We start from the raw sequence: 13,588 nt of genomic DNA, 5'->3' as shown, positions 1-13,588 counted from the left end.
TCACAATGTCAATGGATATCATGAGCTATTAGGAAATGAAAGACTTATTAGTCCATTTCTTGCCTCTAAATCTAAAGGTGAAAATCAGCCCTCTAAAACATTCGTCGATAGCAAATGCAATCCAAATCCCAACTAATCCAAGGTTAAAATGAATTCCTAAAATATAAGCAACTGGGATACAGATGAGCCACATTCCAACAATTCCAAAAATGAAAGGATAATTAACGTCTCCCGCTGCTTTTAGCGCATTCGTTAAAACTAAGTTTGAGGCGCGACCAATCTCAAGCGCTGTATTTACGAGTAATAATGATTTTCCAAGACTTAAAATAGCCGGATCATTTGTAAAGATTCCAAATAATAAATCACTACCGAAATAAGCAACAATTGAAAGTATCAAAGAAACAGCAACGGCCAACCCTTGGGTTTTAAAAGTTTGTTTATAGACTTCTTCATTCTTCTCTTCACCGATAAAATAACCGACTAAAACTTGGTTCGCTTGAGCAATGGCTAAGCTAAATAAATAGATGAACATTGAAAGGTTGGATGTATAAACTCTCGTTGTAATTGCTAATGTTCCAAGTAAGGACACAAATGACAAAATGACAACTTGTGAACTTGAGTAAGCGACTTGCTCTAAGGCAGAAGGCACCCCGATTTTTAAAATATTTTTAATATCTTGAATTGGCCAACGTTTGAAAAATTGCTCTGAAAATGAGAAATCAATTTTTCTGACAATGATGAATGCAATTAAGAGCACGGTAATAAAACGGCTAAAGACTGTTGAAATTGCGACTCCAATTGGACCGAGTTCAGGTGCTCCAAATAAACCATAAATAAAGAGGGCATTGCCCAAAATGTTAATAATGTTTGCAATTAGTGTGATGATCATTGATTGCTTTGTATAGCCATAGCTTCGTAAAATTCCACTAAGAACCGGTTGAATGGCCATTAAAAATAAAAAGCTCCCGACAATTTTTGTATAAGTGACAGTTGTGTTCATGATCTCATCAGGTGTATTCATAAAGTCAAGAATATATTTGGAACAAACAACCATCACCATACTTAAAATAACCCCAATGATTAAGTTTGCACCGATGGATACGATCCCAACTTCACAAGCCTTTTGATGATGATTTGCTCCTAAATTTTGCGACATTAAAATCACAGTTCCAGCGGCAACAAAGTTAAACATTACCGCAATTAAATTAATGACTTGATTTGACATTCCAACAGCAGCAACAGCAGAGTCTGAATAGGCACTTAGCATAAAGGTATCGACCATGCCCATCAGCATAAATAAGGTTAATTCAATAAAAATTGGCCATGCCAATTGCTTCAGCGATTTGCGTTCAAAATTATCACTCATATCTGTTCTCCCCGCAACATTCTTAAATTTTCTTAAGAATCCAAGCAGTATAAGGTTTCACTGGTAATGTAGCCTTCATGCTTACTTCTGTGTTAGTCAACAATTCAGTATACACACCTTCTGGTAAAGAAGATAAATTAATGAGTTGAGATTTGTTATTGTTATTTAATATGACATAAATGATTTCATCATTTAATTGTTTTTTAAAAATAAGGTAAGAACCAGTATCACTAGCTTGTATCCATTCTAATTCAGAAGAACTTAAAGCTTTGTATGTTTTTCGAAGATGGATAAGTTGCTTTAAATAATCAAACATTTCTCGGTCCTGAGAGTCCTTATCCCAAATCATACATTTTCGACAAAGTGGATCAGCCCCACCATCTAGTCCAATTTCACTACCGTAATAAATACATGGTGTCCCTGCTTGTGTCATTAATAAAGTATAGGCGAGTAAAGCTTTCTTTTTATTTCCGCCACAAACTGTTAATAAACGCTGAGTATCATGGCTATCAAGTAAGTTAAACGCAGCTTCATTCACGTTTTTTGCATAGTCTGTCAATACCTTATTAATTGCAACCACAAACTGTGAGGAATTAATTTTATTTTGAGCGACATAGTTTAAAATAGCATCTCCTAGTGGATAGTTCATGACGGCATCAAATTGATCACCGTTTAACCATGGCTGTGAATCATGCCACACTTCTCCTAAAATATAAACATCTTTTTTTACTTCACGAACAGCATTTCTAAACAAGCGCCAGAATGTATGATCAACTTCATTTGACACATCTAAGCGCCAACCATCAATATCAAATTCACGAATCCAGTAACGACCAACTTCTAAGAAATAGTCGATAACTTCAGGATTTTCTGTGTTTAACTTGGGCATATTTTGAGCGAATGCGAAAGCATCATAATTTAATCCACCTGGTTGTGTTAATGGATCAAAGTCATTTTCTATTAATGGGAATTTTCGAATATGGAACCAGTCTTTATATGTTGATTGTTCACCATATTTTAAGACATTCTGCCATTGAGGAAACTCCCAGCCACAATGATTAAACACGGCATCTAATATAATTTTCATTCCGCGTTGATGAGCTTCTTTCACAAGTCTTCTAAATGTTGCTTTATCACCAAATTGTGGATCAATCTCAAAATAGTCTGTTGTATCATACTTATGTGTTGATGGTGATTTGAAAATAGGGCAGAAGTAGATGCCATTAACTCCAAGCTCTTGTAAGTGGTCAAGATTTTGAATCACCCCTTCTAAATCCCCCCCATAGAATGTATCGTGCTTTGGATCGACACTTCCCCATTCTACTGTATGATCAGGATTTAATGCTGGATTTCCATTCGCAAATCGTTCAGGGAAAATTTGATACCAAATCGTTGATTTAACCCATTCTGGAGCGTTAAAAATATCAGCTGGATTTAAAAACGGGAAGCAGAAGAAATTTCCAATCTCGTTCAAATAAGGATAGTTTAAGTCGTCATCATCAGTTAGTGGGACGATTTTTTTTTCACCAAATAAAATTCGTTGTTTTTCACTTTCAAGGATGAAGGCGTAACGCATACGTCTGAATTCCGGCTTGACTTCAGCAAACCAAAAATCAAATAAATCGGTGGATACTTCTTTTTTCATCTTGATTTCGTGGCTAATCCAACCTTGTGCTCCTTCGGCATTTAGGTTTCCACCTCCGCCACCGGCCATCCAATGATAAGGATCGCCAAAACGGACTGTAACCTGCTCGATATCATTTTTGGCAGTACGTAATCGTACATGAATCGTTTCTAAGTCGTATGAATAGGCATAATTTTGATTTGGTCGATGATAAATTGCATGTAAGTTCATTACTTTTCACTCCTTTTGCATATAAAACAGTTCAAGCCTGCTCGAGTTACGAATATACATTTATTACTGATGCAAGGATGCCTCCTTATATCCCCCATAGTGGAAAGCTAAGAGTTTTATTTTTATTTAAAATAGAATCACGTAATAAATGTATGATTGCCCCACCAGTTGAGGACTTTCTTCATTTTGTTTAGCGGTGGGGTCCTCGAGGGAACCCCTTACATTATGCCATTAGGGGGATGCAATCACAATGGAGTTTATTGGTGTAACCGGTTTTATTTTGGTAAAAAATTCAACAAAGGAGCGACGGTAAAAAATGACGAAACGAATGCGAAGACAGTCACGAAGAAGAAAAAAAACAACGAATTATTTTAAAAAGTGGAAACGACGAATTATTGCTATGGCAATCATAGGGGGATTCATTTATACAGCTCATTTTGTTTATAGTAATATTTATACAATTGTGATGAGTTATGCTTCAAAACAAACGGTTAATATTGCAACTTTAATTATAAAAGAAGCCATTGGGAGCAGCGACTTAGTCTCGTTTAAAGTAGAGGATGTCATTCATTTTGAAGAAAATGATGAAGGCTATGTCAGCAGTGTTTATATTAATACCCCTGAACTTAACCGTTTGCTCGTCTCGGCGACGCATCAAGTAGAGGAGAAGTTATTACTTGTTGAAAATGGAGATTTAAGTGAACTTGGATTAGATGCGATTTATGGCGGACCGTATGAAGATGGAATCTTACTCTCTGTCCCTTTAATGGCTGCGTTTAACCTCTCACTTTTTCATGAATATGGGCCACGATTTCCCGTTTCAGCTAAGATTATAGGGAATGTAGTGACTGACATCGAGACAGCTGTTCAACCGTATGGCATCAATAATGCGATGCTTGAGATTTTACTAAAAGTTACTGTTAGATTAAAAGTAACATTACCTTTTCAATCAGAGGAAACGACTGTCACTGTTTCTAGTCCGCTCGTCATTAAAATGATTACTGGACAAACACCACAATACTACTATATTGGAAGCAGTAGTGCTTCACCTCTTAGCCCATTCACGAATGAATCTGGAAAAACAAATGAAACACAGACACCTGCGCCAAATGCTTCTCCTGAACAAAGTGTACAAAATGGTATGGAAAACATTTTATTAGAATAGGTTAACGATAGATGAAGGTCATCAAATAGGTGACATTCCTTCAAAAACTAGAGACGATATTTGCCTTTGCAAATAATGGAGGTTTTAGATCATTTGTGATAAAATAAAACTATTGGATTAATATATAAGTCCACAAAAGTTTTTACATCAAAAAACTTTTAAATCCCTACCAGTGGTAGATATATTTTCTTCAAAAATGCTAGGGGACCCAAGCCCTATCAATTGGCCAAAGCTAGGAACTTCGTTACGTAGGATAAGGGACCCCATACCCTAGCAGTTGAGGAAACATTTTCTTCGAAAATGCCAGGGAACTTAAGCCCTATCAGAGGAGGATAGCCATGATCTCACTCTTTGAGTGAGCCACATGGCATAGGGGACCCATACCCTATCAATTGGGGAAAGCTACGAACTTCGTTACGTAGCATAGGGAACCCCCTTTAAAGTGGTTAAGGAATTCAGATTGATACAGAATTGTAACAGATACTTTAATATTTATATAGTAAAAAAAGAGGTGATGATTGTGAGTCGTTATCGTTATCAAGTGGTGAAAACACATCTCGTAGAATTTGACGAAGAATTATTTTATCAAAAACTAACAGAAATTTTAGAGAAATATGATGTCATTGTGGGAGATTTCTCAGGCGGACAACTTCGATTAAAAGGATTTTACTACAATGAACGTAAAAACGTTCCTTTAGATTTAAAATGTGTCACGATTCCAGAATATATCGCTGAGTATTGTGCATATGGATGCCCGTATTATGTGGTAGAAAAAATCGTGCCAAAACAACACTCAGAAGAATGGACAACATCGAAGAAATAGCAAGAAAGAGGAAGACTTATGTATAAAGGATATTTAATTGATTTAGATGGAACAGCTTATCATGGAACAAAAGTCGTTAAAGAAACATTAGAATTTGTTAAAGCTTTACACGAAAAACAAATCTCATATTTATTTTTAACAAACAATAGTACAAAAACACCGCAAATGGTGGCTGATGTTCTAGCGGACTTAGGATATCCGGTCACTGAACAACAAGTTTATACGCCATCAATGGCAACAGCCCAATATATTTACGATGAAAATCCAAATGCAAAAGTCTATATGATTGGTGAAATTGGACTTGAAACAGCCTTAGTTGAAAAAGGATTAACGATTACCAGTGAAAATCCTGATTATGTGGTTATTGGCTTAGATCGTGACATCAACTATGAAAAGCTAGGATTAGCTTGTTTAGCTATTCGTAATGGAGCAACATTCATCTCAACAAACGGTGACGTTGCCATTCCGACTGAGCGTGGCTTATTACCTGGAAATGGGGCTTTGACATCAGTCATCTCTGTTTCAACAGGAGTCGATCCAATTTTCATCGGAAAACCCGAACGTATTATTATGGAAAAAGCATTAGAATTAATTAACCTTCCCGCTGCAGAAGTCGCGATGATTGGAGATAATTATTTTACAGATATTTTAGCTGGAATTAATGCAAACGTTCCGACCATTTATATCGAAGGTGGTGTTTCAACACGAGAAGAAGTGATGAGTTATGACACACAACCCACACATGTTTTAAAAGACTTAACAGAATTTACAATTTAATAAAAGCCCGAGAGGGATTTTTCTATGTCTAGAGGGGGATTAAATATGAAAAAAGCTATCTTTTTTGATATTGATGGAACACTCATTGATTGTATCAATGGTCATATTGATTTAAGTCATCAGGTCAAACAGGCCATTCGTCGCTTACAACAAGAAGGTCATTATGCTTTCATTGCCACTGGCAGACCGTATGCTTTTTTAAGTGAAGCCATTTTATCTTTTGGTTTTGATGGATATATTTTAACCAATGGAGCACAAGTAATGATTGGAAATGAAACCATTTATAAAGAGCCACTTGATCCCACCTTTGTAAAAAATGCCACAGCAGAATTCGAACAACGTCAAATCCAGTACATGTTACAAAGCGATTGCTACTCGTACATGAAAGATGAATGTAAAGAATATTATCAAATTTTTGATAGCATCGGTATTTCACGAAACTACTTAGTTAGTGACTATCAGTTAGAAGACATTCAAACACAAAAAATTGAGATGCTTTGTCCCAATGATGAAGCCATGGAATATTGTTTATCACTCGTTGAACAAAATCCTGAATATGATTATGTTCAGAGTATTAGTGATCGCATATTTGAACTTTATTCAAAGAAAAACACAAAAGCGACAGGTATCCTAACGGCACTTAAACATTTAGGTATTCCTGTTGAACAAAGCTATGCTTTTGGTGATGGAAAAAATGATATCGAAATGTTATCAACTGTTGGATGCGGGATTGCTATGGGAAATGCAAGTGACGAAGTCAAATCCTATGCGCACCAAGTCACAGATAGTGTATTAGAAGATGGCGTAGCCACTGGAATTGAAAAATACATTCTAATATAAAAAGGACTTTTAAAAGTCCTTTTTTTCATCTTCAAAAAAGTAAGTTCCGCAACAAGTTTTAGTGCAACGCCCGGTTGCTAAAAGATGTGCCTCTTCATTCCATTTTAAATAAAGATCACCGCCTGGTAAATGTACCGTAATCAATTCATATGGATTCACTTGTCGTCTCGCCACTGCACTCGCCACAGCGGCAGCCGCATTCGTCCCGCAAGCACTAGTCAAACCAGACCCTCGTTCGTAAGTGGTTAATAATAATTCATTTGAATTAATAACTGTTAACATCCCAACATTAACATCATAATTTTTTGAAATTCGTTCCATTTCTTCCTCAAATGCCTCGTGGTCATCATCAGTATAAATGATAAAGTGAGGATTTCCCATGGAAATCATATCTACTTGCCAAATTCCATATGGTGTTTCAATATCCCCGCAGTAGTCAGTCACTTGACTTTTTAGGGAAAGGGGGTGACAAGGATCGATGAGTGAATGGGCCAATCCTAAATCAACAGTTATTAAATCCTCTTCATGTGTTAAAATGGAAACGTTAGCGTCAGTTTCGATTTTGATTTGAGGCTGATTAAAGCGTTCAATCTCTAATAAATAATGCCCGATGAGCCGTAATCCGTTTCCACATGTTTTAGCACGAGAACCATCTCGGTTATAAATAATCATTTTAAAATCAGCAAGTTGAGATGGAAGCAAGATAATGATTCCATCTGCTAAAATTCCAGTTCGAGGATTAGTTATATGTTTAGCTAAATTGGCATAATCTAAAGAGAGCTCTGGCTGTTCAAGATAATTTAAAATTAAATAGTTATTGCCAATTGTCGATAATTTAGTGAAAAAAATAGGTTGCAAAGGTATTCCTCCTTATGTATATCTGTTTACTTTTTCAGGGCTACGTTTTATAATTTAACTAGTATCTAATGAGGTGATCGAAGTGAACGAAACAGAAAAACAGATCGTTGAAATTCTAGAAAAATTAAGACCCTACTTACAACGCGATGGTGGGGATGTTGAATATGTTAAATTTGAAGATGGAATTGTCTATGTGCAAATGTTAGGTGCATGTGTTGGTTGTGCCTCAATGGACTCTACGTTAAAAGACGGAATTGAACAAATTCTATTAGAAGAAGTTCCTGGTGTTATTGGCGTTGAAAATATTGAAGAATATTTAGCATAATAGTAAAAAAGAGGTCCTCTACTAGTTATATTCGAGTAGGGCCTCTTTTTTTACCATTTTATTTAAGTTTTTGACAATGCCTCCGTTTTGACCCATTCAGGAATACGAAGTTCGATTAAATTGCTTCGATACACTTCATATGGTAATTGATAGAGTAATTTAGCATAGCTAAGTGCTTGCTCGTAGATTAATGGAATATTGACTTTTTCACCTTCTCTTAAGCTAAATAATGCATCGTAAAACTGAGTAGGGAAAAATAATCTTGCATATAAAAGCTTCCATTCTTCTTGACTAAGTGGATTAACTTGATTCACAATTTGAACAAATGATCGCACTTGAACTAAATCCTGATTCATTAAATAGAGGTGACGAATATATTCGCAGTAGCAGCGAGACTTATTATCTAAAGTCAATAGCTTAGGACAGAAACATTCAAATTTATAACTGGTTGGAGTCAGGCGCATATGACATAAAGAAACAGGGTACTTGACCTCGATCAGTTCATTGATAAATGTATAAGCTTGCTCATTTAGATGAATATAATAAGTAGCCAAGTCGAAAAATAAGAGTCGGTCATCTGCGGATAGTTGATCGATTAAGATGTTCAATTGTTCTTCATGTAATCGATTTTTGGCTGTCCAACGCTCTTTTAATTCAGGTGCAAGTGCATACGGTTCTGGATAAATGATGGGAATCTGGAGTGTGCGAATGTCGATAAAATCATGTAGTATGACAGTCGACTCTAACACATAGTAGTGTTCTCCCTCGAATAACACTGTCGTTGTATTATCCTTTGATAATAGAATTCGTTGCTGCGTACTATACTGTAAAAATTGTAGAAGATGGAAAAAAATTGTATTTTTCTCTTTTCCAACTGATATAATATAAATGTAACGGTCACCTAACTTCGTATAATAGATATCGTTTAATTGTTCTAAATGGTCAATTTGGAGTTGATAATACCAATTAATTAGCTCCTTCATTCGGATCATCCTCAAATTTTAAAATAAGTATCTAATCTATATCTATGCGGGTGTGACATATAAATATGATAATTGAAGGGATGAATTTAAGATGGATCAAAAAGCATTAGAAGAATTAGTCATACAGAAAATTAATGAGAGAGGCGTAACACTGGAACAAATTGCACAATTAACGTATTTTCTACAGTCAAACTATTATGAAGGATTAACGTTAGATGTTTGTCTTCATAACGTCAAGGCTGTTCTTAAAAAACGAGAAGTTCAAAATGCCGTCCTAACAGGCATTCGATTAGATGAATTGGCAGAAATGAATTTATTAGGAGAGCCGTTACAAGAAATGGTCGATCATGACTACTCTTTATATGGAATTGATGAAGTTCTTGCATTTTCGATTTTAAATGTTTATGGATCGATTGGGTTTACAAATTACGGTTATATTGATAAGCTTAAACCAGGAATTTTAGGTGAAATTGATAAAAAAGGGAAAGCGGAAGGATGTTGTCAAACCTTTATGGATGATTTAGTCGGGGCTATTGCAGCAGCTGCCGCTAGTCGAATCGCACATCGTCGGCAAGTATAATTTTTCTTATTAGCAAAAGGGGAGAGCTACAATGTGGTTTAATTATGTATTAGAATCTGCAATCTTAGCTAATGTATTAGCGCAAATTATTAAAGTCCCACTTCGTTTGATTACAAAAAAAGAGTGGCGACCAACACTTGTTTTATCAACGGGAGGAATGCCGAGTTCACATTCGGCTTTTGTTGCTGCCCTTGCAACAGCAGTCGCATTCGTTAATGGAATCGATTCAACCGCATTTGCAATCTCTTTTTGTTTTGCAGCAGTCGTCATTTATGATGCGATGGGAATTCGTCGTCATGCGGGCCAACATGCCAAAATGTTAAATCAATTATTAGATGATTTAATGAAGACAGGAAATCTCTCAGTCTTTCAAGATGAAACCTATCAAAAGCGTTTTAAAGAATTGTTAGGTCATGAACCACTAGAAACGTTCTGTGGAACGTTATTTGGAATCTTTGTTGCCGTTATCTATGGAATTATGGCAGGAGTTATTTAGAACTTTTAATGTCAAAAAGTTGTTTTGAGTGTTGGTTTTAGTTATACTATATATAAACCAAAATGCATTTCATGTTTTTATCATCAGTCTTAGTTATCAAAATACGTTGGTAGTAAGGCAGTGAATAGTCCCGATTAAAGTTTTCACGATGTGAAAAACTTATCGGGACTTATATATATAAACAGAAATGAAATTTATATTTAACACATGGAAGTTAAAGCTGTAAAATATCGTCAATACAAGCTGACTATAGAAGTAGTAATCAAATCAAAAGAGGTGAAGATGATGACGGAAAAAATTTATGATTTAACAATTATTGGGGCTGGGCCTGTTGGAATCTACGGTGCATTTTATGCAGGAATGCACGGAATGACAACAAAAATTATTGATGCTTTACCGGAGCTGGGGGGGCAATTAGCTGCCTTATATCCTGAAAAGTACATCTATGATTTACCAGGTCATCCTAAAATTAAAGCAGGTGAAATGATTGAACAATTAAAAGTTCAAATGGATCAGTTTAAAGATCGAATTGACGTAGTGACTAACACAAACGTACAAACTGTTGAAAAGTTAGAAGATGGAACATTCAAAATCTGTACGGATAAGGAATGCCATTATTCACGTTCAATTGTTATTACTGCTGGAAATGGAGCATTTACACCTCGTAAATTAGACGTTGCCAATGCTAATGATTTTTCAAATATTCATTACTTCGTTTCAACAATGGAAACCTTTAAAGGAAAAGACGTTGTTATCTTTGGTGGAGGAGATTCAGCTGTCGACTGGGCATTAATGCTTGATGGAGTTGCTAAAAATGTCTCAATCGTTCATCGTCGCGATGAATTTAGAGCACATGCTTCTAGCGTTGACAACTTAAAAGCTTCAAATGTAGAAATCTTAACGCCATATGTGGCTGCAGGCTTAACTGGAGAAAACGGACGTGTCACGGCTGTTGAATTAACAAACGTAACAACTAATGAAACAAAATTAGTGCATGCTGATGAAGTTATCGTTTTATATGGGTTTATCTCATCTCTTGGACCAATTAAAGAGTGGGATTTAGAATTAGATAAAAACGCACTTTGTGTAGATATTAGCCAACAAACAAGTATCAACGGAATCTTCGCAGCGGGAGATGCTTGTACGTTCGATGGAAAAATCAAAATGATTACAACAGGATTTGGTGAAGTGGTTGTTGCCATTAATGCAGCGATTGCTTATGCATATCCTGAAAAAGTACATCGTCATAAACATAGCTCTGCCATGATGAAATAAAAACATCTTAGAATCGAGCATCACGAAAAGAAGCCTTAGAGAATGAATTTAATCTCTAAGGCTTTTATGATGATTAAAAAGAATGACTTATGTTTAGAAATTAATCATATAATCAAACAGACAATAGTTTAAATTGTACAAGTTATCATGTTATATTGATATAGCAAGGTAACATTTGAGTTACTAGTATTCTTTAAATTAGCTAAATAAATTTTAATATGATAACTAGAGTCTTAGTATAAAAATAAGATTGATGCATCATAGAACACATCAATCAGAATCTTTTTAAGAGCCTAATAGAAATATAATATAAAAGGGTTTATTACACTTTTTTACCTGTAGATAACCGATGATACATAAAAAAATAAATCCAAAGTAAAAAAAATTCACAATATCGATTATATGGAAAAAACTTTATGATATAATGAAAGGGTATGTATGAACTGAGGTGTAAACGATGAAAATCAAAGAAGGGAGTATCGTACGAGGGAAAGTTACTGGTATCCAATCTTATGGTGCGTTCGTCCAATTGAGTGAAGATTGTAATGGATTAATTCATATCTCAGAACTGTCGGACGGATATGTGAAAGATATCCGTGATTTTGTTAACATCGGTCAATATATTGATGTAAAAGTCCTTAAATTTAATTCGGATAATCATCAAGCTCGGTTAAGTTTAAAGGGTGTTGCAAATAATAATTACCGATATCATCGTATGAAGGCGTCTGACTTTGAGACTTCAAGTGGATTTGCACCACTAGCCCAACATTTACCCATTTGGATTCGAGACTCACTCGAGAAAATAGCAAGGGTTAACAAGGAGGATTAACACAATGGGAAAATTCCTATCATTTAACTATGAGAATGCAGCATCATTTGTTGCGCCACATGAATTAGAATACGCGAATGAATTAGTAAAAGTACTTCACAACCGTATTCATGAACAAACAGGAGCAGGTAATGACTTCTTAGGATGGGTTGACTTACCTGAAAATTATGATAAAGACGAATTTGCTCGCATTCAAAAAGCAGCAGAAAAAATCCAATCAGATTCTGATGTATTATTAGTTATCGGAATCGGTGGATCTTACCTTGGAGCTCGTGCAGCTATTGAAGCGTTAAATAATCATTTCTACAACTTACAAGATAAAGCAACACGTAAAGCACCACAAATTATCTTTGTAGGACATCATATTTCTTCAACTTACGTTCAAGAGTTAGTTGAATACTTAGCGGATAAAACATTCTCAATCAATGTTATCTCTAAATCTGGAACAACAACTGAACCAGCAATCGCATTCCGCGTATTTAAAAAATTATTAATCGAAAAAGTTGGACGTGAAGAAGCTAATAAACGTATCTACGCAACAACTGACGCTTCTAAAGGAGCATTAAAAACATTAGCGACTAGCGAAGGATACGAATCATTCATCGTTCCAGATAATGTAGGTGGACGTTTCTCAGTTTTAACGGCTGTAGGATTATTACCAATCGCTGTAAGTGGAATCAACATCGAGGATATGATGCGTGGAGCAAATGATGCTCGTGCTGAATATGCTAATCCAAACTTAGCAGAAAACGAAGCTTATCAATATGCAGTTATCCGTAACGCATTATACTCAAAAGGTAAAACAATCGAAATGTTAATCAACTACGAACCAGCATTATTATACTTCAATGAATGGTGGAAACAATTATTCGGAGAGTCAGAAGGTAAAGATCAAAAAGGAATCTTCCCAGCATCTGCTTCATTCTCAACAGATTTACACTCAATGGGACAATATATCCAAGAAGGTCGTCGTGACATCTTCGAAACAGTTGTAAACGTAGTAAAACCAACTCGTGAAGTTGTATTAGAAGCTGAAGAATCAGATTTAGATGGATTAAACTATTTAGCTGGACAAACAATTGACTTTGTTAATAAAAAAGCCTTCCAAGGAACATTATTAGCTCATGTTGATGGAGGAGTTCCAAACTTAATCATCGACTTACCAGAATTATCAGCTTATAGCTTTGGATACTTAGTATACTTCTTCGAAAAAGCATGTGCAATGAGTGGATATATCTTAGGCGTTAACCCATTTGACCAACCAGGTGTAGAAGCTTACAAGAAAAACATGTTCGCATTACTTGGAAAACCAGGTAACGAAGAATTAAAAGCTCAATTAGAAGCTCGTTTAAAATAATCTAATCCTAACATAGGACTTTCTCATCTTGATGGGAAAGTCTTTTTTATGTGCGCCCG

Annotated in this window: 14 protein-coding genes; 10 read left to right on the top strand and 4 right to left on the bottom strand. The window is 35.5% G+C overall.

What is annotated here, in order from left to right:
• Positions 1–28: 28 nt before the first annotated feature.
• Together NEH74_RS03930 and NEH74_RS03925 are read right to left on the bottom strand one after the other, a co-directional pair.
• Complete coding sequence (locus NEH74_RS03930; RefSeq protein WP_055244708.1) at positions 29–1,366, bottom strand: MATE family efflux transporter; 1,338 nt, start codon at positions 1,364–1,366, stop codon at positions 29–31.
• 22 nt (positions 1,367–1,388) lie between these two features.
• Positions 1,389–3,221, bottom strand: a complete 1,833-nt coding sequence (locus tag NEH74_RS03925) for a glycoside hydrolase family 13 protein (RefSeq protein ID WP_055305553.1) — start codon at positions 3,219–3,221, stop codon at positions 1,389–1,391.
• 316 nt (positions 3,222–3,537) lie between these two features.
• On the opposite strand from NEH74_RS03925, the gene yunB reads away from it, so the two are divergent.
• From yunB to NEH74_RS03905, 4 genes are all read left to right on the top strand, one after another.
• Positions 3,538–4,386, top strand: a complete 849-nt coding sequence (yunB, locus tag NEH74_RS03920) for a sporulation protein YunB (RefSeq protein ID WP_238581292.1) — start codon at positions 3,538–3,540, stop codon at positions 4,384–4,386.
• A gap of 520 nt (positions 4,387–4,906) precedes the next feature.
• Positions 4,907–5,209: a YutD family protein gene (locus NEH74_RS03915; RefSeq protein ID WP_411039924.1), complete on the top strand. Its 303-nt coding sequence runs from the start codon at positions 4,907–4,909 to the stop codon at positions 5,207–5,209.
• A gap of 18 nt (positions 5,210–5,227) precedes the next feature.
• On the top strand, positions 5,228–5,986 hold the full coding sequence (locus NEH74_RS03910) for a TIGR01457 family HAD-type hydrolase (protein ID WP_055275901.1): 759 nt from the start codon (positions 5,228–5,230) through the stop codon (positions 5,984–5,986).
• 45 nt (positions 5,987–6,031) lie between these two features.
• Positions 6,032–6,826 carry a Cof-type HAD-IIB family hydrolase gene (locus NEH74_RS03905; RefSeq protein ID WP_055305555.1) on the top strand — a complete coding sequence of 265 codons (795 nt, stop codon included), beginning with the start codon at positions 6,032–6,034 and terminating at the stop codon, positions 6,824–6,826.
• 9 nt (positions 6,827–6,835) lie between these two features.
• Here the strand turns inward: NEH74_RS03905 and dapF are convergent, their stop codons facing one another.
• Complete coding sequence (dapF, locus tag NEH74_RS03900) at positions 6,836–7,684, bottom strand: diaminopimelate epimerase (RefSeq protein WP_055275897.1); 849 nt, start codon at positions 7,682–7,684, stop codon at positions 6,836–6,838.
• 82 nt (positions 7,685–7,766) lie between these two features.
• Here dapF and NEH74_RS03895 point away from each other — a divergent pair, with 82 nt between their 5' ends.
• Positions 7,767–8,009 (top strand): NifU family protein, encoded by a 243-nt coding sequence (locus NEH74_RS03895; RefSeq protein ID WP_055244695.1) that lies wholly within the window; start codon positions 7,767–7,769, stop codon positions 8,007–8,009.
• A 62-nt stretch (positions 8,010–8,071) separates the two neighbouring features.
• On the opposite strand, the gene NEH74_RS03890 is transcribed toward NEH74_RS03895, so the two are convergent.
• Complete coding sequence (locus tag NEH74_RS03890) at positions 8,072–8,992, bottom strand: hypothetical protein (RefSeq protein ID WP_055244693.1); 921 nt, start codon at positions 8,990–8,992, stop codon at positions 8,072–8,074.
• Positions 8,993–9,083: 91 nt separating this feature from the next.
• On the opposite strand from NEH74_RS03890, the gene NEH74_RS03885 reads away from it, so the two are divergent.
• The 5 genes from NEH74_RS03885 to NEH74_RS03865 all read left to right on the top strand — a co-directional run bounded on the left by NEH74_RS03885 (position 9,084) and on the right by NEH74_RS03865 (position 13,529).
• Positions 9,084–9,572, top strand: a complete 489-nt coding sequence (locus NEH74_RS03885; RefSeq protein WP_055305556.1) for a phosphatidylglycerophosphatase A — start codon at positions 9,084–9,086, stop codon at positions 9,570–9,572.
• 31 nt (positions 9,573–9,603) lie between these two features.
• Positions 9,604–10,068, top strand: coding sequence for a divergent PAP2 family protein (locus NEH74_RS03880; protein ID WP_055305557.1), 465 nt, complete (start codon positions 9,604–9,606; stop codon positions 10,066–10,068).
• A gap of 282 nt (positions 10,069–10,350) precedes the next feature.
• Complete coding sequence (locus tag NEH74_RS03875; protein ID WP_256644738.1) at positions 10,351–11,343, top strand: NAD(P)/FAD-dependent oxidoreductase; 993 nt, start codon at positions 10,351–10,353, stop codon at positions 11,341–11,343.
• Positions 11,344–11,800: 457 nt separating this feature from the next.
• Positions 11,801–12,172 (top strand): CvfD/Ygs/GSP13 family RNA-binding post-transcriptional regulator, encoded by a 372-nt coding sequence (locus NEH74_RS03870; RefSeq protein WP_055244684.1) that lies wholly within the window; start codon positions 11,801–11,803, stop codon positions 12,170–12,172.
• Between the two features lie 4 nt (positions 12,173–12,176).
• Positions 12,177–13,529 carry a glucose-6-phosphate isomerase gene (locus NEH74_RS03865; protein WP_055244682.1) on the top strand — a complete coding sequence of 451 codons (1,353 nt, stop codon included), beginning with the start codon at positions 12,177–12,179 and terminating at the stop codon, positions 13,527–13,529.
• Positions 13,530–13,588: the final 59 nt, after the last annotated feature.

The organism is Turicibacter sp. GALT-G1 (assembly GCF_025594995.1).
Classification (GTDB): domain Bacteria; phylum Bacillota_I; class Bacilli_A; order MOL361; family Turicibacteraceae; genus Turicibacter; species Turicibacter bilis.
The sequence above is the reverse complement of the archived record's forward strand: the minus strand, read 5'-3'. Positions and strand labels throughout refer to the sequence as shown.

Bases quoted from the DNA above. Each gene is read 5' to 3' on its own strand.
- NEH74_RS03930 (WP_055244708.1), bottom strand. From the start codon at position 1,366: ATGAGTGATAATTTTGAACGCAAATCGCTGAAGCAATTGGCATGGCCA.
- NEH74_RS03925 (WP_055305553.1), bottom strand. From the start codon at position 3,221: ATGAACTTACATGCAATTTATCATCGACCAAATCAAAATTATGCCTAT.
- yunB (WP_238581292.1), top strand. From the start codon at position 3,538: ATGACGAAACGAATGCGAAGACAGTCACGAAGAAGAAAAAAAACAACG.
- NEH74_RS03910 (WP_055275901.1), top strand. From the start codon at position 5,228: ATGTATAAAGGATATTTAATTGATTTAGATGGAACAGCTTATCATGGA.
- NEH74_RS03905 (WP_055305555.1), top strand. From the start codon at position 6,032: ATGAAAAAAGCTATCTTTTTTGATATTGATGGAACACTCATTGATTGT.
- NEH74_RS03890 (WP_055244693.1), bottom strand. From the start codon at position 8,992: ATGAAGGAGCTAATTAATTGGTATTATCAACTCCAAATTGACCATTTA.
- NEH74_RS03885 (WP_055305556.1), top strand. From the start codon at position 9,084: ATGGATCAAAAAGCATTAGAAGAATTAGTCATACAGAAAATTAATGAG.
- NEH74_RS03880 (WP_055305557.1), top strand. From the start codon at position 9,604: ATGTGGTTTAATTATGTATTAGAATCTGCAATCTTAGCTAATGTATTA.
- NEH74_RS03875 (WP_256644738.1), top strand. From the start codon at position 10,351: ATGATGACGGAAAAAATTTATGATTTAACAATTATTGGGGCTGGGCCT.
- NEH74_RS03870 (WP_055244684.1), top strand. From the start codon at position 11,801: ATGAAAATCAAAGAAGGGAGTATCGTACGAGGGAAAGTTACTGGTATC.
- NEH74_RS03865 (WP_055244682.1), top strand. From the start codon at position 12,177: ATGGGAAAATTCCTATCATTTAACTATGAGAATGCAGCATCATTTGTT.